Origin of the sequence: Levilactobacillus cerevisiae (assembly GCF_003946245.1) — a bacterium.
GTDB lineage: Bacteria > Bacillota > Bacilli > Lactobacillales > Lactobacillaceae > Levilactobacillus > Levilactobacillus cerevisiae.
The window spans coordinates 43947-63094 of sequence record NZ_RHNN01000010.1 but is presented as its reverse complement, the minus strand read 5'-3'; the positions used below and the strand labels follow the sequence as shown (position 1 = coordinate 63094).

Sequence of the window (19148 nt, the reverse complement as noted above, 5' to 3'; positions counted from 1 at the left end):
TTTAGGTGGGCGATATTTGTTACGTCGTTTCAAGGCCCCGTAGTAGCTGTTCTCGCCAGTCCACTTACCAAACTAAGCTGGACAACTAGAATTAGGATGGAAATCTGCTTCAATTTAGTGGTTAAGAATCAATCGTAGCCGGAGGCAGCTGGAGATGCAGGTAGCTGTGACGACGGCGTTGGCTGAGCGGTTTACTCGGCCTACACCGTGGGACGTGTTTGGAGACTGATGGTTTTTATCAGGCTTCAAACCGAACCGGAGGACCGCTTCTCAGGCCGCAGGTGGTCCCCACAGACGCCGGAATCTCCAGCAGCCGCAGGCGATTGGCTAACGCTAGCTAAATTTCAGCCTATTTCGCCACCAACGGCACCAGCATTTCGCCGTGCACGCCAGCGTCGTCGCTGCCCGTCATGTAAGAAGTGTTGGGGCCACCCACGTAGGCGTAGTCGCTCAGTTGCGGTAAAATTTCGCCGAACGCCGGACCTTCGAGGGCGTTGTACAAGCCCATTTGGTCGGCTGCGGCACCGGTGATTACCAAATATTTGCCCGCTGGAAATTCAATCAGGCGTTGGCCTTCAGCGGCGTTCGTGTCCGCTGCTACTTGCCGGCCGGCGTAGTAGTGGAACTCGCCGTTGATGGCTTCGTTGACGGCAAAGGGGTAATCGTTGATGCCGGCCAAGTTGTCGAGTGCGTGGTCAGCGTTGACCTTTTGCCAGAAATCAGCCTTCTGCTGGCCCATTTCTGGGAAGTTGCCTGTTAAAATCGTGTCTAATCCTAAAACGGTAAATGCGGGTTTTGTTTCAATTGTATAATTTGCCATGTTGTCGTGGCCTCCTTTAGATGTTAGACTCATTATAGAAAGTAATAGTACCAAAAACTGACACTGTTAGGAAGGAAAAATATGACAAGAACAGCTCGCGTTAATACCATGATGCGCTACATTAATAACCGCCAATTTTTTACGATTGCGGAACTGATGGCGCAGTTTCACGTGTCGCGGAGTACGGCCATTCGCGACCTCAATAGCATCCAGGAGTTGGGCATGCCGCTGACGGCGACGGTGGGCCGTGAAGGCGGTTACGCCGTGATGCAAAACCAACTGCTCCCCGCGGTGCAATTTAACAGCGAGGAACTGAAAGCCCTGTTCGTCAGCTTTCTGGCGACGCTCAACACGCAGCTCCCTTATCTCCAAAATCGCAACACGTTGACGGAAAAATTGTTGGCCATCGCCTCGCAGACGCAACAGGACGACCTGCTAACGCTGCAGGAATTATTAGTCTTTAGCCACACCAACCGGGCCAACACCAAGCTAACGGAACTGACGGACCACGCGCCAGCCATGCTCAAGACGATTTTAAACGCCTGCCTGGCCAACCGCCAACTAAAACTTCAGCTAGCGGAATCGACCACCATCACCGTCTGGATCCGCCACGTGTTCAGCCGGCAGGATGCGTGGTATTTGGATGCCTGGGACCTCACCAATCAGCGGTTGCAGGAAATTGCGGTCACCGCTGTTCAGAAAATTATCCCGGTCAGCCAGGAACACACACTGGATCCCGCGACGATCACTGCCGCCATTAAAGCGGCCACACCCGAACCCAACGTCGTAATCAACTTAAAGGGCAGTGCGCTGCAACAATTTCGGCAACACCCGCACCCCACGGCCCCGCTGCAGTTCTTGGATTCCTTTCAGCAGACGGCCAAGCTGGAATGCTACTTAGATCCCACCGACGATCAAAAAATGTTGGCCTTTGTCCGCTGGTTCTTGTATCTGGGACGAGATGCCACCTGGGTCACGGCGCCACGTGCGCTCTACTTAGCAACGCAGGATGAAGTCTTCCACCAGATGAGTGCCTTGTCGATACCGCTGTACAAAAATCCTGAAGAGGACGCACGCCAGGAGGCGCTAACGAGCAACGCTGACGAAGAAGGTTCGGATTCAAACGAAAAATAACCCACCCAGCAAAAAGACACCGTCGTCATTAACCATGACCGCGATGTCTTTTTAGCGTGGATTTTAAAATTTAGCGGAGCCCTGATTCCTGATTCGAGCTGGCCCTAATTTTTCGGCGCGTAAGTCAAATAGGCGTGGGCCTGTTCAACTAGCCCGGTGTCCAAGGCCTCCAGAAACTGGTTATAGCCAAATCCCGGTTGAAGTGGCAACGTCGATTTCAGACCGTAAACGTCCAACCGATAGTTGTGCGCGCCCTGCCGTGGCCGGGGACCCGTGTAGTGTTGGGTCAGGTCGTAGGCGAAGTCAGCCGGCTTGTTAATCTGGTCAATGATGTTGGCCATACTGTTGGTTCCTTGGAGAAAAGCACTTTGCCGACTGGCATCGGCGGGGATGACTACCCGATTGCCCAGCCGCCGCTCCACGGGAACGTTGGCGCCCAACCAGTGAATCCACGGGTAGCCAACGACGGGAATCGCATCGTAGTCGATCAGACTAAACGCAACGGTCTGCGTGGTGGCCGCCAGGTTGGTCACTTGAAACGGCAAGGAACAGAGATTAATCCCGTCAATCAATTTGTCTTTGGACTGATTGATCCCATATTTATCTGGAAAAATGAACCCTTCAAAGGGAAATTCAATGAACATATTAATGGTCAGCGTCCTTTTTCAAAAGTGGTTTACCCTCGGCATCGACAAGCACCGTCATCCCCGAGCCCAGCGTCGCGTACATTCCCAGCAGGTACTGCACGCCGGTCTCCTTATCCGTGATAATCTGCACGGTCGTGGCGCCCTTCGTCTGAGGTGAGTCAACCTCAAACCGCAGCTCCTTTTTAGCCATCGTGTCGCCTCCTTGTGAACTGATACCCTTAGTGTAGCATGCCACCCGCTCAAACTGGCTGTTTTACGCGCTATTTCCGCCAAATATAAATATATTTATCCAATTCTTGGCAGAGGTAAATACGAACACCACGTACAGGTTTCGTGTGAATGCTGTATCGATTCGATTAACCCTACTGACAACCGGCTCTTCGTCCGTTATGATGGGTGAGTACTAACAAATCACTCCCCCAGAAATTGAAAGGTAGGAATTTTATGAAAAACAGACAGCACACTTGGACGAAGCGAGTTGCCATCATTTCATTAATGGCCGTCACGTTACCCATGGTGACCAACGTCGCTCAGGCCAGCAGCACCGCAGCTTTAGCCCCACACAAAGGGGCCTACGGTTATTTTCAGGATACATATAAACAAAATGTTGAGGGCAACACCACGGTGCAAAATAATCCGGTCGTGGGCGAGATGTCAGAATTTTCTAAGTACTGGTCTAACGGTCAGACCTTGAACGCACCCCTCTTAAAAGAAAACATTGATAAGGCAGCGAAGGTCACTCAGACTCGAAGCTACGCTGAAACGGAACGTTCCTATTTAACTGACTGGCGAGACCTTCGTTATAATCTGATCGATGGCCTGGGCCCCTACTCATCCGCATTTATCAAGAACGCCGACGCTAAGACGGATTACATGTCGATGCCCACGACTCCCGATCCCGTGAACACCCCGTGGAGCAAGACCCAATGGGCCTCACCAACCTCTAAGCTGGGGCCAATGGTTAAGTTAATGAATACGACTTCCTACCAGCCTTTCACCGCAACCGGGGTGGTCAAGCACGTGGTTAAATACCTGCGTCCTTACCGTCAAAGTAGTGAAGTCAAAGTGGTGCCAGCCCTGGCAAAGGTCATGGCCGCAGCACCCGCGGATGATTACGATTTCCCTAGCGGCCACACCACGGCTGGCTTTGAAACGGGGATGACGCTGGCTTACCTGGTCCCAGAACGTTACCAACAACTGTTGACCCGTTCCTCTGAAATTGGCTACGACCGGGTCCTGGCTGGTCGGCACACGCCGTTAGCAACCATGGGTGGCCGGATGGTCGGTACCGCCATGGCCGCTGCAGCCTTAAACGATCCTGCCAACCAAGCTTTGATGACCGAAGCTTACAGTAACGCCCATTCATCCGCCCTCCTTCAGAGCAGTGATGCCACGGCCCAAGATCAATTTGGCGACTACCAAAAGAACCGGGCTGACTGGCGCTACCGCATGACTTACGGCTTCAACCAAATTGGCGATACCCATCAAGCCGTCCGAGTACCTAAGGGGGCGGAAGTCCTGCTGGCAACGCGTTTACCATACCTGACGGACACACAACGGCGTGACGTGCTCTTCACCACGGGGATGCCTTCTGGTTATCCCGTGATGGACGACGCTGAAGGCTGGGGTCGCCTAGACCTCTTCTCCGCTGCCAACGGTTACGGCCAATTTAACGATACCGTTAAGGTCAACATGGATGCCAAGAAGGGCCAATTTGCGGCTAAGGATAACTGGCGCAATGACATTGGCGGGAAGGGTTCCCTGGTTAAGTCCGGCACCGGCCTGCTCCAATTAAGCGGCAAGAACACCTTTAGCGGTGGCACCACCGTTAAGGGTGGCACCTTGCAATTGACTTCGAACACGGCCGCTGGCCAAGGTAAAGTCACCGTTCAAGGTGGTACCCTGCAATTGACCAACCAAAAGGTCACCGTCAAAGGGACTTACCAACAGACCAAGCGGGGCCAACTGAAGCTCGCCAAGGATACCAAAGTAACCATCAACAAGTCCGCTAAATTAGCCGGTACACTGCGGTTGACTGGCGGCAAGTGGAAGAACGGCACCTCCCTGCTGACTTACAAGCACCACGCCGGCAAGTTTACCCACGTCAAGGGTCTGCCCAAGGGCCTGCACGTTGTCTACACGAAACACGCCGTTAGGCTTGCTAAGTAACCCGTAAGCTCTCGGTATGAGATAAGAAAAGGTCGCAGAATTTTGAAAATTCCGCGGCCTTTTTTGGCGATTAAATTAAGTTAATTGTGGCTTACTTGCCTGACATCTCAGATTGCTGATCCTTGTGGCGCAAGGCCATTTCAATTTCTTCCAATGACTTGCCCCGTGTTTCGGGAACCAAGTAGTGGACGAAGAACATGGACAACACGGCAAACACAGCGAAGACGGCGAATGGCCCACCGACGTTGTTGTGGAAGTAACTCAGCATGACCAGGAAGAATTGGGAAACCAAGAAGTTCCCAATCCAGTTGGCCGCGGACCCAATGGATGACCCGATTCCCCGAACACTCAGTGGGAAGATTTCACCAATCGTGACCCAGGCAATGGGACCCCAAGAAATGGCGAACCCGAAGATGTAGATGGCAATCAGAATCATGGTTGGGACGGCCGTGGTGTGAATATCCATAGTGAAGTTCATCACCGCAAGAATTCCCAGTGAAACGGCCATGACGATCGAACCAAACATCAAGAACGTCTTCCGGTTGAATTTATCCATGATAAACGTTGCCAGAACGGTGACCAGGAAGTTGACGATCCCAATCCCAACTGAAATCCAGATGGCACTGCTTTCCTGGAAGCCAAAGCCCTTGATAAAGACTTGTGGCAGGAAGTAAATGACGGAGTTGATCCCGACCAACTGTTGCAGCAACATGATGCCGACCGCAACGATCACGGCTGGTCGCGCAATTGTGAACAGTTCCTTGACGCCACCCTTTGGTTGATGGGCAACGGTTTCAATCTCGGCCAATTCCTTTTCAGGATCATCGGCCGTATTCTTCCGTAACATTTTCAGAACACTTAAAGCCTGGTCGGTATGCCCCTTTTCCGCCAAGAACCGCGGAGATTCGGGTAATAACAGACCACCAATCAACAATAAGGCCGCTGGAATCAAGGCAGATCCCAACATCCAACGCCAGTCGCGCATACCCAACAGGTTGTGGTGCAAGAAGCCCAGGTTAGACACGTAGGCCAGTAAAATTCCCAAGGTGATCATCAACTGGAATAACGTCCCCAGTGAGCCCCGGCGTTCGGCGGGAGCCAATTCGGCCAGGTAGGCTGGCGTCAGTGCAGAAGCAGACCCAACCGCCAGGCCTAAAATAATCCGTGCGATGACCATGGACCAGAAGCCCACGGCGACCATGGATAACGACGATCCCAAAAGAAACAGGATGGCGGCCAAAATCAGCAGGTGTTTCCGCCCGTATTTGTCAGCCAACGGACCCACGCCCAGCGCCCCGACGGATGACCCAATCAGCACGGATGACGTAATGAATCCCGTCTGCGCGATGTCCAAATTAAAATTACTTTCGATCAGTGGCGAGGCCCCGGAAATAATCCCCGTATCAAAGCCAAACAAGAGGCCGCCCAGCGCACCGAACGTGAAAATGAAAAATGTACTTAAATGTCGATTCATGTTAACTTTCCTCACCCTTCATAAATAATCAGCAAATCTACGATAACACGCGTTTAGCGAGTTGTAAACGCTTACTCAAGGGTGAAAAAGGCACAGCTAGTTCTAATCTTAGTCGGAATTGCTCTATACCAAATCCGCATCTAAAGCCTTAGAAAAAGGGCTGCCAGTTAGGCAGTCCTTTTGTGTGGTGTAGACCAATCTCGCACATTGGTGCACAAACTTAGTGCGAAATTTTATAAAAATATTTTTAAGCCAACGTCATTTTGCCGTCCATGATGGCGTAGGTCTTATCGGCAAATTCCTGTAGTCGCAGATCATGGGTCACGACCACGATGGCTTTATGGTGTTGCTTGGCCAAGTCGTGGAGCAGCTGACCGACCACCTTGACCCGATCACTGTCGAGTGCCGCGGTGGGTTCGTCGGCGAGGATGATGTCCGGATTCTGGTAGAGCGCCCGAGCAATGGCGACCCGTTGCGTTTGACCGCCAGATAACTCGCCCGGGTACTGGTTTGTCAGGTTGGCAATGCCGAGTTGGTCCAGCAGCTTCGCCAATTCGGCCGGCGTCAGGTTCCCCTGTGGCTTCACCCGGTCGACCAAGGCAAATTGATCCTTGACTGACAGATAGGGAATCAAGTTGTAAGCTTGCAGGATAAAACCAATCTTGTTTAACCGCATGGCGTCCCGGGCTTTCCCCGCCAGCTGATCTAGCGATTGATTTTCTACCCGGACTTCACCGGCAGTTGGCGTTTGAATCCCACCGGCAATCGTTAAAAACGTGCTCTTCCCGGAACCAGAAGGACCAATCACCAGACTGACCTGCCCCGCTTCGGCTTCAAAGTTGACATCAGTCAGGACGGTCACCTCGTTGGTTGCGTGGCCAAATTTTTTATTTACGTGTTCTAAAGTCAATGCTGGCATGGTTTAACCTCCAATCACGCTGACGGGGTCAACGTGCAAAATAATCCGAACAGGAATCAACGCGCCCACGACGCCAGTCAGGAGAATCCCTCCGGTGACGCCGGCTAATAATGGTAAATTAAAGCTCATCGGTAGGCCGGCGGGTAACGCGAACACCGTCGCCGCAGTCAGCGCGGCCCCAATAATCAGGCCCCCGACAACCAGCAGGAGCGCTTGGCTGATGGTCGTTGAAACCAGCACCTTCGCTGGAATTCCTTGCGCCCGCAATACCGCATAGTTTGGCAACTTTTGCATGGTCAAAATGTACAGGAAAACGGCAATCACGACCATCGCGATCACCATTAGAAAGGCAATCATGAAGGTAAACGTCGTGTTCTGGGCGGAATAGCCGGGTAACTTATTAATGAATTGATTCATGGTGAGGGTCTTCAACGCACTATTTTTAGCGGTGAAATTAGATCGGGTCGAAACGATTCCGCCAGCCTTAAAGTCACTGGTGACGTGACTCAATGTCCGCCATGTGCCCAGCGTACCGTAGATGACGGGCGCCACACTCATTTTGGCATTGTGGGTGAAACCGACAATCTGATACTTACCGCTGGTGGCGCCGAGACTCACCTTGTCGCCGAGGTGGTAACCGTTGTCCTTAAAGCTATCGTCCACCAGAATCTGGTTGGCGGCGGTCGGCTTGTGCCCACTCGTCACGCTTAATTTTTGGTAGATAAATTGGCTAGCGTTAATTCCCAAGAATTGGGCGGATAACTTCGGCTGGCCCTTGGCTTTGGCCACGACACCGGCCTGGCCGATATAGGCCTCATCCTTGGTCAGGGTCATCTGTTGGGCCGTTTGCTTCGTGATCAACGACTGCGACAAGCTATCGTTGGCATCGCTGGTCACCGCAATTTTTTGCGCGTCCCAACTCGAAATGGCTTGGGTGTTCTGTTGTGCCAGGCCATAAGCCAAGCCACTCAGGACAAAGACCAGGTAACTGACCAACACGACCATCCCCACGATGAGGCCGTAACGCAGCTTCTCGTGGCGAATCTCTTTTAAGGCTAAAAACATGGGGGTTCCTCCTATTCTGCCAGTAGCTGTAAGGCTTGCTGGAACCGCGTTAACGCCGCGTCCCGGTTGGCTGGCCGTAACATAATTTCTTTAATAGTCGCATGGCTCAAAACCATGGCGGACCAATCCGCAGCCGGTAATTGTACGGGAACTGGCATCTCCGGCAAGAGACTTTCATTCTCACGATAGTGGCGCTGAATCAATTGGTCATATTCACTGTCCGTAAAGTGATCAACGAAGGCCACCACGGCGTCGTAGTACGCTTGGGGCGCAAATGTCCCGGTTGGCGCGGTCTCAACGTCACGGTGAATCGCAGCCATCGCCGAGTGGTATAGCGTTTGGTAGGCATCGGTCAGGTCATCGAAATATTTGTAAAAGGCGCCGCGCGCAATGCCGGCCGCGGTCACGATCCGTGCGACTTGGGCATCGGCAAGTCCGTGATTGGAAAACTCCGTTAGTAAGGCCGCCATGACGCGGTCCTTCTTTTCAGGATTTAGATTTTCAAAAGTGGTGGAAGGCATGGTGATAAGCTCCTTTCAAGCTAATAGTGACATCGTGTCACTTATCTATAAACAGCAGTTTAGCACGTAGGTGACACCGTGTCAACTTTCAATCAAAAAAAGAGCCCCGTTCAGACGCAAACGGGATTCCATCATTATTTTTATTAGTAAACGCGCTAATCCGTCACCAACTTTTCGGGTTCGCCAATCAGCAAGTGGCCCGCCACGGCAATGACCAGAAAGACCACGGCCACGCCACAAACGCCAGTCCACCCGGCATGACTCCAGGCCCAGGTCGCGGACAACGTCCCAATTGAACCACCTAAAAAGTAGCTGAACATGAAAACGGAATTGTTCCGGCTACTCTGCTGGCGATTCAACGACTGCACAATTGCCTGACAGGAGACCTGACTGAATTGTGTACCCAAGTCGAGTAGAACGATACCGATAATCAAGCCCAACATCCAGTGGCCAATCAGCCAGAACAGACCAAAAGCAACGCCGGAAAAGACCATCCCCAGCCCCACTGTCAGTCGCGGCGACCGTTGATCCACCAAGGTCCCAATCAGGGGCGCCGCCAGAACACCGGCAATCCCCAGGAGTCCCAGCAATCCGGCAACACTACTGCCGAGATGGTACTGGGCCGCCAAATAAAAGGCCAGCGTCGACCACAAGACATTTGACATACCAAACAGGCAAAAGCCGTTGATGGCCGCACCACGCAAGGGCTTTTGGCTGGCAAATAAGTGCGGTAACGTCCGAATAACCGGCCAATAAGACAGATCCTGGTGACCGCGTTCGTCATGCGGCAAGTAAAAGTGGACGACGACCAGGAATACCAAATCAATAGCCGCCGCAACGAGGTAGATGTCTTGCCAGGGCATGATACTGCCCAGCAGGCCACTAAAGGACCGGGATAGCAGAATCCCCGTCAGTAGCCCGCTCAACACGATCCCCAGCACTTTCCCCCGTTGCAGGCCCGGCGCCAAATACCCCGCATACGGGATGATAATCTGCGGCGCCACCGAGGTGATGCCCACCAGACCCGTGGCCACGGCAAAGACGCCGGCGTTCGGAGCCCAGTGCGCCAATAACAAGGAAATAATAGATAAAATCATCATGAATTGAATCAAGTGGTAGCGGTCAAAGATGTCTCCCAGGGGCACGATGAGCAGTAGCCCAAAGGCGTACCCCAACTGGGTGACCATCGCCAACATCCCCACGACGGCCTTCGACAAATTAAAATCCGCCGCAATCAAGTTTTCAATTGGTTGAATGAAATTCAGGTTGGCCACAATGACCCCCGTCACGACTGCCATTAGTAAAATGGTCTTTTTAGATAACGTTGCTTGTTCTTTCACGTGACAAAACCTCCTGCTAAAAGTGTAGAACTTTTACGGAGAAAAGGCCACACCTGCTTGCCTTAGGGTCACCTTGACGCGTGAAATTTGGTATACTATTGCTATCGGAGGGGATTTTATGATGAACAAATTTATCACGGGGACTATCGTAACGGTTGGCCTTATAACCGGGCTTGGCTGGTCGACTACGGCCCAGGCCAAAGCCGTGAAATGGACGACGGGCACGCCCAAAGCCATTCGCGGTGCTTGGTACGCCAAGCAGCGGGTACGGCATATTGGCAATGATACTGAAATTACCAACAACGCCATGATTCTGACGCCCAAGTGGCTGTACGTGATGTATGATTACGGAACACACGACTATGGTGGCAACCGGCTGGCCTACCAGAAAGTTGGCAAACAATACCGGTTGCGAGCGTACGACAGTCTTGATAAGACCTGGTCCTACACGAAGATTCAGCGTCAGGGGAAAACGTTGCAGCTTCAGAAATACGGGACACGTAAGGCTGGTAAGTCGTTTAAGGCGCACGCCGGTCACACCTACAGCTTACAATTCAAGTCCAAATTTAGTGCGCAACTTTCAAAAAAGTGAGCAAACGAAGAGCCGTGACAATCTGTCAGGGTTCTTTTTTAGACTCAAATCAATCGCCGCTACCCACTTATTTCCCCTGCAGCTTCCCCAATCGTGGCGCAATCACGGTCGACCACATGCTCTTCAGGATGGCGTAGCCCAAAATTACCCCAACCAGGGCGCTCATAAAGAAGCTGGGCAAGAACAGCCAGACGGCACCAGTGGTCCCCATCAGCCATGCTGCGACCGGATAGGCCACAAACGCGCCAATGACCCCGGAGCCCAGCAACTCGCCACAGACGCCGGCTAAGAGCTTCCCCGTTCGTTGAAATAACCAACCGCTGAGAAAGGCCCCAATCATGCTCCCGGGAAAGGCCAATACCGTCCCCGTGCCCATGATATTGCGGATCACCGAGGTTAAAAATGCCTGGGCCAACGCCCACCACGGGCCCAATAACACGCCAGAGACCACGTCAATCAAATGTTGCATGGGTGCCACCTTGGCCACCCCAATGGAAAAGGAAAACACACTGCCGCCAATAACGGCTAATGCCACTAACATGGCGGTCAGCGTCATCGGATACACTTTCTTAGACATCTTGTCACACTCCTGCATCAAATTACCAAAAAAGTCCCCGTCCCCCACGACGGCGGCTCCCCTGGCATTTCCAGCAGACCGCACACTTTCCTACGCGAGCGTTAACTCAACAGGTTCAAAGGGATTGGCACACGTCCATCTCAGCCGATTGGCACCCCTAGTGTCTTTTTCAGTTAACCCCGACTATACCGGGTCTAAAAATAAATTGCAACTCATAATACGCTGGACTGATTGATCCTTAATTTGATTGTTCCCCACAATCAATGCTGGTCTGCTATACTAAAGGCCGGAGGGGATTCTATGTTGAAAAAGAGCGTTATCTTAACTATTCTAGTTCTAGCCAGTCTCTTGGCCTTACCCACGCCGGCCCGGGCCAGCCAGTATGTCGCAACCGATTCCTACACGTTATGGCAGCCGAAATCCTATCACAACCGTGATACCAAGACCCACTACCTGTGGAATCAGCAGCACACTTATAAATTACATAATACCAAGTACTACCCGCACACCACCTGGGTCGCCCAAAAATCAGCTCTGCTGAAACACGGCACCCATGCGGCCCGCTACTACTACGTTGTCAGTAAGAATCACCGGACAGCCGGTTGGATTTGGCATGGCTTCCTGAAATCGGGGACCTACCGCTACCAGCAGTTAGCCACGGATGGCTTGCACTTAACGCCCGCCTTGGGGTCCGACGATCAAAACAAGCTGGACCTTTTCATCATGAACAAGCTCCAAAGTGACGGTTATGAAAATAATAATCACCTGGACATGATGTATGATTACTACTGGTCACATGATCTCACGCCCGACCAAATGGCCATGGCAGACGTCATCAAGCTTGTTCGCATCAAGAACCTGGACGCCGACAAGATTACCGTGGCTCATTTGCCAGCAGTAACCAATTTGGCAACTTGGATCGATCCCAAGGGCCACGATGCCACGCTAGAAACCACGGGCAAGGGCCAACTGGGCGTCAAAATTGTCTCAACCATTGAACAGGCAATGGTGGCCAATCACGCCACGACTTACTGCGTGGCCGCGCACCTCAGTGGCAATCTGACGGACGGCACCGGTCGCATTGATTTCACGCTATTTCTTTATTAGTCGACTTATAAATAGAAGCACGCTTGGGCCAATCAGCCTGAGCGTGCTTTTCGTTACGCGGCCTTAACGACATACGCCTTCAGCAGCCAAGCCTTGTGGCCCTTTCGATCCTGGACCTGATAATAAGTCTGCTTATGCCCGCTGATTTTCACCCGTTCAGACTTAACGATGCGCCACTTCTTGGCAGATTTTTTCGGCGTCTTACCCGTGCCAAACGCCTTTGACAGTCCCGCATTCTTGAACCATTTCTTTTTACCTTTCAACTGATAAACAAATTTTGTCTGCCGCTTCTTGGTCGACAGGATTTTAACCTTGGCCTTCTTTTTCACGACTTGGTCGCCATCCCCGTGACCTCCGGCGTTGGTTCGGGCGACGTGGTTTCTCCCGTCACGTCTGGCTCCGGGTCCGGCTGACTGGGCGTCGGCGTGGGGTTGGGGTTGGGGTTGGGGTTGGGGTTGGGATTGGGATTAGGATTGCCCGGCGTGGTCGTTCCCGGGTACGGCGTGTTTTTGCCATCAGTCGAAATTAGATACTTGGCCTTGAGCCGCTCCTGTTGCGCCGGTGAGAAGCCGATAACTTGCGAAATGTACTGGTGAATCGAACCATAGTTCCGTTCAATTTCAAAGTAGTAGCGCGAGATCCATTCAATTTTGACGGTCCGTTGGGTGTACTGCGAGAGCATGAAATCATTGACGATATCCTGCTTAGGAACACCTAAAATGGCCATGATCAAGACCGTCGCAATCCCGGTCCGATCCTTGCCGGAGGAACAATGGTATAGTGTGGACCCACTCGGATTGGTCAGCAGCATGTTCAAAAATTTTCGATACCCCATCACGGCGGAGTAGCCGAAATTCAAGCGCTGGTTGTAGAAATCACCATCACCGTCGATACCATCCGTATAGGCGTGCGGCCCCAGCACGGAAATTTCCGTATTGGTGGCGCCCGGAATCACCTTATCCTTGGCCTTTTCAATCTGGCCAGGCGTCCGGAAATCCACGATTGACCGCACCTGGTAGTCGTTGGCCAGCGTCTTGATATCTGCGCTATTCAAATTGCTCAGCGCGGCCGACCGAATCAAGCTGTGCGAGCGAATCTGCCAGTAGCCATCCGCCGTTTGGTACCCGCCAATGTCCCGCGTATTTTTCGTCTTCTCCAGGGGAATCTTGTACAAGGCTAAATCGGCCTCGTTGGACTGATCCTTCAGGTTGGGAATCACGACCGGTCCCTTGCCGCTCTTCCAATCCTCCGCCTCCTGCTCAACAACGGGTGCGGCCGCCTGAATTGCCGCAAAACCAGTGGGAATCCCGCTCCCCGCCAACATCAAGCCGACACCGATAAGACTGATTGCTTTGATCCACGTATGCTTCATGGTTACCTCCTGCCATGCTTGACCAAGTCATATTCACGTTTCCGGGAGTAGCATACCAAGCTCGCTTATAAGTATCGTTGTTTTCTTGTATTTTTTTGGTAAAGGTCCCACGCGATGATGCCCCTTCACAAATGTAAATGCCGGCAATTCAGCGTTTGCATTTGGCACCCCCAATGGACCACTAAGCCCATAACCAGGTTGTTGCTTAACGGACCCCCTAAGCGAAAGATAATCTGCTATACTGACCCAACTGGCAGAAATGGTTGCCGGATAAACGATTACTTTTTCAATAAATTGGCGCGCAAAAAAGCCAGCCTTTCCCTCATTCAGAGAAAAGCTGGCGCACTGATTGTCACTAGAATTCAATTAACTGATGATGAATCGCGTACCGCACCAGATCCACGTGGGACGTCAAATCCAGCTTCCGCATAATACTGGCCTTATGAGCTTCCACCGTCTTGGTCGTAATGTTTAGCTTGGCGGCAACTTCCTTATTGGAGTAACCCAACGCCACCAAAGGCATGACTTCTCGTTCCCGTTTAGACAACGGGCTGTGGCCCCACAGATTGGTCTTATCCACGTCCGTTAGAATATTCTTGATGTCCGCCTTCAATAGAATCACGTTCTCATCCACATAATGGCGGCCGTGCACCACCGTGGTGATGGCGTTAATAATCTCGCTATCCGGTGAGCTCTTCAACACGTAACCCGCGGCCCCATTCTTAATGGCCTGATCCACGTAGTCTTCCTCACCGTGCATTGATAGAATGATAATCCAAATTTTCGGATACTGATTGTGAATCCGCTTCGTCGTCACCAAGCCACTTTCACCCGGCGGCATGCTCAAATCCATAATAATCATGTCAATGTCACCCTGACCGGCACGGACAAACGTATCGTTGCCGTTGGCCGCTTCGGCAACGACTTGATAATCCGGTTGGTCATCCACAATTGCTTTCAGTCCCGACCGCACAATCGCGTGGTCGTCGGCTACTAAGACTTTATACATTTTGAAGACTCCCCTTACTCATACAAACTGGAAACTTCACCGATACCGTGGTCCCCACGCCCGGTGTCGAATCCAGATGAAAGATACCACTCAAGGACTTGATCCGTTCATTCATATCGCTCAAGCCCAACGAATGGCCGTTAAATTGGGAATGTTCAGCCACATTAAAACCATCCCCATCGTCAATGATTTGGAGCGTGATAAAGTGATTGTGTTCGACTAACAGTAACATGATTTCACTAGCGTTGGCGTGCTTCACGGCGTTATTGATAGCCTCTTGTGCCACCCGGTACATGGCGCTTTGAATAGCTTCAGACAGGCACGCCGGCTGGGCATTACCACTGACGGAAATATCGATGCCAGTGGTGGCCTGTAGCCGCGTCGCCAACGCTCGTAGGGCCGCAAACAAGCCGAAGTCGTCCATGACAGATGGCCGGACCTCTAGCGCCATGTTCTTGACCTCGGCCAGCGTCTCCTGTAATTGCTGGGTAATCGCGGCCGCTTGTGTCTGCCGTTCGTCTGAACTCAGGTCACAGTTGGCCAATCGTTGGACTCCAGTCATGGCAAAATAGAGTCCCTGCGCGATGTTGTCGTGGAGGTCTGCCGAAATTTGGTGGCGGTCCTCTTCATTAGCTCTAACCACGTAGCGACTGATTTCTTCGTTTTGCGCCAAACGTAGGCCCCGATTGAGGGTCCCACAGCTTTTCAACGTTAAGGAGGTGATGTGTTGCCGCAGATCCAAGGCCTTGTAAAACATCATGTAGCCCGCATCAATGGAGTCGTCTTCAGCTGACAAAACGGGGACGACGACCTCACGGACTTGCTTGGCAATCGCACAGCTTGGGCAATCCGTCGCAAGATTCCCCTGCTGGTCGACCGCTGCTTGGGCAATTTCATATAAATAATGCGGATCAAAGTGTAGCTGTTTTTTTAAACACCGCGCTGCCCGATTACACGCTAGCATCTCATCTTCCTGAAATAAAATAATGGCAACGGGGGCATTCTCAAAGTAACGCGTGATCCACTTGTCGTTCTCAGTCAAAGCCCATCCTCCTGTCCTATTTCTGGTTCATTCTCTAAATGATATTAGCCGCCATTGATTGGTCATGGTCACAATCATTTAGCGGCATACCTACTATAGTTGTAGTATAACATATCACTCGTAAAGCGTTTTCAGTTTCCGAACAATCTTTCCAACTTCGGTCTAAAAAAGCAGACTCTTCTAATTGAAAAGTCCGCTTACACTAGCTGATTTTATGGCGGCTAACGAACCTTTACCAGGGTTTTATTAGCCGTAATGTAGCGCCCATTTGTTAAAACCAAACGCATGGTCAAATGATAGTTAACGAGCCTTTTGACTCGCAGAACTTGCCCCTTACGATAGTGCTTAAGCCGGCGGGTCAAATTAACTTTCTGGTAAGCGCTAATCCCCTTGGGATTGATGATTCGAATCCGCTTCGGTGCACGTTGATAATACGTTGGCACCACATAGGCTGTTCTCGCCGTTAGATAGCCCCGATGATTGAACGTTACCGAGTGATGGTTAACATCACGAACCTGGTAACGTAGCCGGCCCTGCTTAGAACGGGCGTACCCGGTGACAACAAATTGTGGCCGGTGGATACGCGACTCCCGGGGATAAAAGTTTTGCCGACTCCGCTGTGTAAACGTCGGCTGGCGGTACAACCCGACCTTCTTTAACGCATAGACTGCCTGCCCCTTTTTCGCAATCTTGGGCCCAACAGATTGCGAAGCAACACTACTTTGCGCTGCAGCTTTGTCACCGCTACTGGTAGCGATTGACGCATGACTCTGGCTACTCTCACGAGTCAAAGGAATCTTCACTAAGGTGCTAATTGGATAGCCTTGTGAGAAGCCGTTCGCCCACTCCGAGCGAATCGTCAACGACTGAACATTGTTTGGAATATTCTGAACGCTCGTCTGACACAGATTGAAAATATCTTCTGGCGCAAGGTCTGACAAATCAGCACCGTTTGCGAATTGTGCATGGGCCCAGGGATAAACGTTTTGCCAATCGTGATTGTTAAAGTCGACTTGGTTTAATGCGTTGAGCTTAGCAAATGTCACTGGTGAAGCAACATTCCCCTCAGGCATTCGCTTCAAATTATCCTCGGTTGCATTCTGCAAGTAATCAGCAGTTTGTGCCGGTGTCTCTAGCCGAAAAAGCCCAACTCGGTCATTCTCACGATTGATCACAGCCTTGGGCAAAAGCTCCGCACCCGGAACACCACCCTTAATCACAACGCTACTATTGTGAACCATTAAGGCTGAGGATTCTTCTACAGATCCGCTCTCTCTTATGCCCGTAATAGGGGCATTCAAGCCACTATTGGGTAGCCTATCAATCGCTGAAAAGTCCGTAATCTGATTGTCCTTGACCCCCAACTGCTGCAGGCCAAATCCCAATTTAGTCAGGTCAATTAATTGATTAAATCCGGTTGTCGTCATGTCATCTCCATTAAACGTCAGCGACAAATCAGCATTGGCATGTCCCACCTCTTTGACTAACTCAGTAGCCTTCGTATTAAAGTCTGGTTGATCATCAACTTCAATGACTTCAAAGAAATCTGCCAGTGCGCTTAATCCCGTCCAATTTGAAACGGTCGCCGTGCCAGGCGTCTGGTCTGAACTAGGCACAACACTGAATTGCGTATTATATTCTTGACCTTTGTACGCATCCATCAATGTTTGTAAATTCGTGTCCACGCCTTGAAAATCCCCTGCATGTAACCCATCTGCGACAATCTGAGCCAACTTTGGATCCTTAAAAACATCCTTAATTGGTTGATCAGCACTCACCGGATCAGTTATCTCTTTCTCAAACTCTGCATCAGATAACGTTGTCGCGGCACTGGTCTTCGTCGCCGTAGAAACCTGTGTAGCCGCTCGTGCCGGCACAACTGGTGAAAATGACATCCCCGCTACCAACCCAGCACCCATGCACAAACCTGCAAGCCACATGAACTCCTTATTTTTCCAATACCACACTTGATAACATCCCCTGAAATCATTTGTTTCAATTTGGTATAGAGCACCCATTAATTACATTATAATATTCCTTACTGGCAATACAATCGTCACCGTGACGGATTAATCCGTATAAAAAGGAGCGGGCCGCATTCTGCGATACCCACTCCATTAGTTGTCTAATCTATTTATTCTCAGCCAACTGTCGATTGAACTGACACTTCAAAGCGGCCAACTTCACTTCAATAACTTCATTCTGATTGATCCGGGTAAACGCCAACGTCTCGTCCATCAGCCGTTGAATCGTGGCTGGTTGCTTGCCCTGATTGACTGCATTCTGCGTTGCCAGAAACTTCAAGCGTGGCAGGTAATACGTCACCCGCTCATCGGAACACAGCTGCACGCCCGTATCCACCAGTTGATTGCTCAGCCGGTACTTTTCTTGCCCCGCATAGAACTCCGCGGTGAAGAAAATCAGCGTCAGCATGCGCAGGTAGTAACGGTTGGGTTCATCCAGATGGTCGTCCGGGTGATAGGCCTTGATGTGCTGGTAGACCTTCTCAAAGTAGAACTCCGCTTGCTGGGTCTCCTGGTGACGCGCGTACATGATGCCTGATCCCAGGAAGGCCAACTGAGTAAAAATCGTTTGGTGGCGCTCATCCAAATCGTTTAGGATCTGCGCGAAGTCAAACAAAATCTTGTCCGGTTGCTGGTTGATCAGCGCGTTCACGCATCCCCGCAAGTAACAGAACTGCATCTTCACGTTGATCTCATCAATTTGGTTGGGCTTGAACTTTTCCAGCCGTTTCAAAACGCACTGATAATTCTCCATCATCAGTTCCTTTTCAATATTGTCTAGGTCGTGCCGCAGCTGCACCGCAGTCGTCGCACTTTCCTGGTAGAGATCGTCCACCGTAAGCCCTAAGCGTACGCAAAGTTTGCTGAGAATCGACAATGACGGCACGCGATTATTATTTTCAAATTTACTGAGCGTCGCCTGGGTGCAGATTCCCGTACACAGCTTGACCTGTGAGATTTTGAGGGCCTTCCGGCGAGCCACAAAGATGCCAATATTCATTTTAACTCACCCTATTCATGAATGCCTAAAGCTACCTTGGCGTAGCGGGACATCATGCCCATGTTCCACGCCGGTTCCCAAATCAACTTAATGTCGCAGTGTTCAATACCTTCAACGGCTGTCACCACTTGAATAATGGCCGCGTCCAACGCATTGCTCAACGGACAGCCCATCGTGGTCAACGTCATGTCGACCCGACAAGTATCGCCATCAACGTGCACGCCATAGATTAAGCCTAGGTTAACCAAGTCGATGCCCAGTTCTGGATCAATCACCATTTCCAAGGCCTTCATGACCATGATCTCGGCTGGCGACAATTGTTTTGTCTCATCCATC

Annotated in this window: 21 protein-coding genes and 1 riboswitch; of the genes, 4 read left to right on the top strand and 17 right to left on the bottom strand. The window is 51.3% G+C overall.

Annotated elements, in window-relative coordinates; genetic code table 11:
* Positions 1-349 precede the first annotated feature (349 nt).
* A complete protein-coding gene (locus tag EKM99_RS06375) occupies positions 350-820 on the bottom strand; it encodes a GyrI-like domain-containing protein (RefSeq protein ID WP_164511542.1) in 471 nt (156 codons plus the stop codon).
* 81 nt (positions 821-901) lie between these two features.
* Between EKM99_RS06375 and EKM99_RS06370 the strand changes: the two genes are divergently transcribed.
* Entirely contained in the window at positions 902-1954 is a 1053-nt protein-coding gene (locus tag EKM99_RS06370; protein WP_125582005.1) for a helix-turn-helix transcriptional regulator, read from the top strand.
* Between the two features lie 104 nt (positions 1955-2058).
* On the opposite strand, the gene EKM99_RS06365 is transcribed toward EKM99_RS06370, so the two are convergent.
* Both EKM99_RS06365 and EKM99_RS06360 read right to left on the bottom strand, forming a co-directional pair.
* Positions 2059-2598 carry a YbhB/YbcL family Raf kinase inhibitor-like protein gene (locus EKM99_RS06365; RefSeq protein WP_125582003.1) on the bottom strand — a complete coding sequence of 180 codons (540 nt, stop codon included), beginning with the start codon at positions 2596-2598 and terminating at the stop codon, positions 2059-2061.
* Position 2599: 1 nt separating this feature from the next.
* Positions 2600-2791 carry a DUF6440 family protein gene (locus tag EKM99_RS06360; protein ID WP_125582001.1) on the bottom strand — a complete coding sequence of 64 codons (192 nt, stop codon included), beginning with the start codon at positions 2789-2791 and terminating at the stop codon, positions 2600-2602.
* Between the two features lie 254 nt (positions 2792-3045).
* Between EKM99_RS06360 and EKM99_RS06355 the strand changes: the two genes are divergently transcribed.
* A complete protein-coding gene (locus EKM99_RS06355; protein WP_125581999.1) occupies positions 3046-4770 on the top strand; it encodes a phosphatase PAP2 family protein in 1725 nt (574 codons plus the stop codon).
* Positions 4771-4861: 91 nt separating this feature from the next.
* Here EKM99_RS06355 and EKM99_RS06350 read toward each other — a convergent pair whose 3' ends face one another.
* From EKM99_RS06350 to EKM99_RS06330, 5 genes are all read right to left on the bottom strand, one after another.
* Positions 4862-6244: a sugar porter family MFS transporter gene (locus tag EKM99_RS06350; RefSeq protein WP_125581997.1), complete on the bottom strand. Its 1383-nt coding sequence runs from the start codon at positions 6242-6244 to the stop codon at positions 4862-4864.
* A 247-nt stretch (positions 6245-6491) separates the two neighbouring features.
* The gene (locus EKM99_RS06345) at positions 6492-7163 is read right to left on the bottom strand and encodes an ABC transporter ATP-binding protein (protein ID WP_125581995.1); all 672 of its coding nucleotides are present in this window, start codon (positions 7161-7163) and stop codon (positions 6492-6494) included.
* A 3-nt stretch (positions 7164-7166) separates the two neighbouring features.
* A complete protein-coding gene (locus EKM99_RS06340; protein WP_125581993.1) occupies positions 7167-8228 on the bottom strand; it encodes an ABC transporter permease in 1062 nt (353 codons plus the stop codon).
* An 11-nt stretch (positions 8229-8239) separates the two neighbouring features.
* Positions 8240-8749 (bottom strand): TetR/AcrR family transcriptional regulator, encoded by a 510-nt coding sequence (locus EKM99_RS06335; protein WP_125581991.1) that lies wholly within the window; start codon positions 8747-8749, stop codon positions 8240-8242.
* A 155-nt stretch (positions 8750-8904) separates the two neighbouring features.
* Entirely contained in the window at positions 8905-10089 is a 1185-nt protein-coding gene (locus EKM99_RS06330) for an MFS transporter (RefSeq protein ID WP_125581989.1), read from the bottom strand.
* A gap of 118 nt (positions 10090-10207) precedes the next feature.
* On the opposite strand from EKM99_RS06330, the gene EKM99_RS06325 reads away from it, so the two are divergent.
* A complete protein-coding gene (locus tag EKM99_RS06325) occupies positions 10208-10681 on the top strand; it encodes a hypothetical protein (RefSeq protein WP_125581987.1) in 474 nt (157 codons plus the stop codon).
* Positions 10682-10748: 67 nt separating this feature from the next.
* Here EKM99_RS06325 and thiW read toward each other — a convergent pair whose 3' ends face one another.
* Entirely contained in the window at positions 10749-11258 is a 510-nt protein-coding gene (gene thiW / locus EKM99_RS06320; protein WP_125581985.1) for an energy coupling factor transporter S component ThiW, read from the bottom strand.
* Positions 11259-11328: 70 nt separating this feature from the next.
* Positions 11329-11427, bottom strand: a riboswitch (TPP riboswitch).
* 131 nt (positions 11428-11558) lie between these two features.
* On the opposite strand from thiW, the gene EKM99_RS06315 reads away from it, so the two are divergent.
* The gene (locus EKM99_RS06315) at positions 11559-12365 is read left to right on the top strand and encodes a hypothetical protein (protein ID WP_125581982.1); all 807 of its coding nucleotides are present in this window, start codon (positions 11559-11561) and stop codon (positions 12363-12365) included.
* Between the two features lie 53 nt (positions 12366-12418).
* Here EKM99_RS06315 and EKM99_RS06310 read toward each other — a convergent pair whose 3' ends face one another.
* The 8 genes from EKM99_RS06310 to EKM99_RS06280 all read right to left on the bottom strand — a co-directional run bounded on the left by EKM99_RS06310 (position 12419) and on the right by EKM99_RS06280 (position 19147).
* Positions 12419-12694, bottom strand: a complete 276-nt coding sequence (locus EKM99_RS06310; RefSeq protein ID WP_125581980.1) for a hypothetical protein — start codon at positions 12692-12694, stop codon at positions 12419-12421.
* Complete coding sequence (locus tag EKM99_RS06305) at positions 12691-13737, bottom strand: tyrosine-protein phosphatase (protein WP_164511541.1); 1047 nt, start codon at positions 13735-13737, stop codon at positions 12691-12693. Before EKM99_RS06305 ends, EKM99_RS06310 begins: the two co-directional genes overlap by 4 nt.
* A 33-nt stretch (positions 13738-13770) precedes the next feature.
* Complete coding sequence (locus tag EKM99_RS15785; RefSeq protein ID WP_164511540.1) at positions 13771-14103, bottom strand: hypothetical protein; 333 nt, start codon at positions 14101-14103, stop codon at positions 13771-13773.
* A complete protein-coding gene (locus EKM99_RS06300; RefSeq protein WP_125581978.1) occupies positions 14093-14746 on the bottom strand; it encodes a response regulator in 654 nt (217 codons plus the stop codon). Before EKM99_RS06300 ends, EKM99_RS15785 begins: the two co-directional genes overlap by 11 nt.
* Positions 14739-15788: a sensor histidine kinase gene (locus tag EKM99_RS06295; protein ID WP_125581976.1), complete on the bottom strand. Its 1050-nt coding sequence runs from the start codon at positions 15786-15788 to the stop codon at positions 14739-14741. Before EKM99_RS06295 ends, EKM99_RS06300 begins: the two co-directional genes overlap by 8 nt.
* A 221-nt stretch (positions 15789-16009) precedes the next feature.
* Positions 16010-17728, bottom strand: coding sequence for a DUF5776 domain-containing protein (locus EKM99_RS06290; protein WP_125581974.1), 1719 nt, complete (start codon positions 17726-17728; stop codon positions 16010-16012).
* 190 nt (positions 17729-17918) lie between these two features.
* Positions 17919-18812 carry a helix-turn-helix domain-containing protein gene (locus EKM99_RS06285; RefSeq protein ID WP_125581972.1) on the bottom strand — a complete coding sequence of 298 codons (894 nt, stop codon included), beginning with the start codon at positions 18810-18812 and terminating at the stop codon, positions 17919-17921.
* Between the two features lie 11 nt (positions 18813-18823).
* A complete protein-coding gene (locus tag EKM99_RS06280) occupies positions 18824-19147 on the bottom strand; it encodes a metal-sulfur cluster assembly factor (RefSeq protein WP_125581970.1) in 324 nt (107 codons plus the stop codon).
* Between the last annotated feature and the right edge of the window lies 1 nt (position 19148).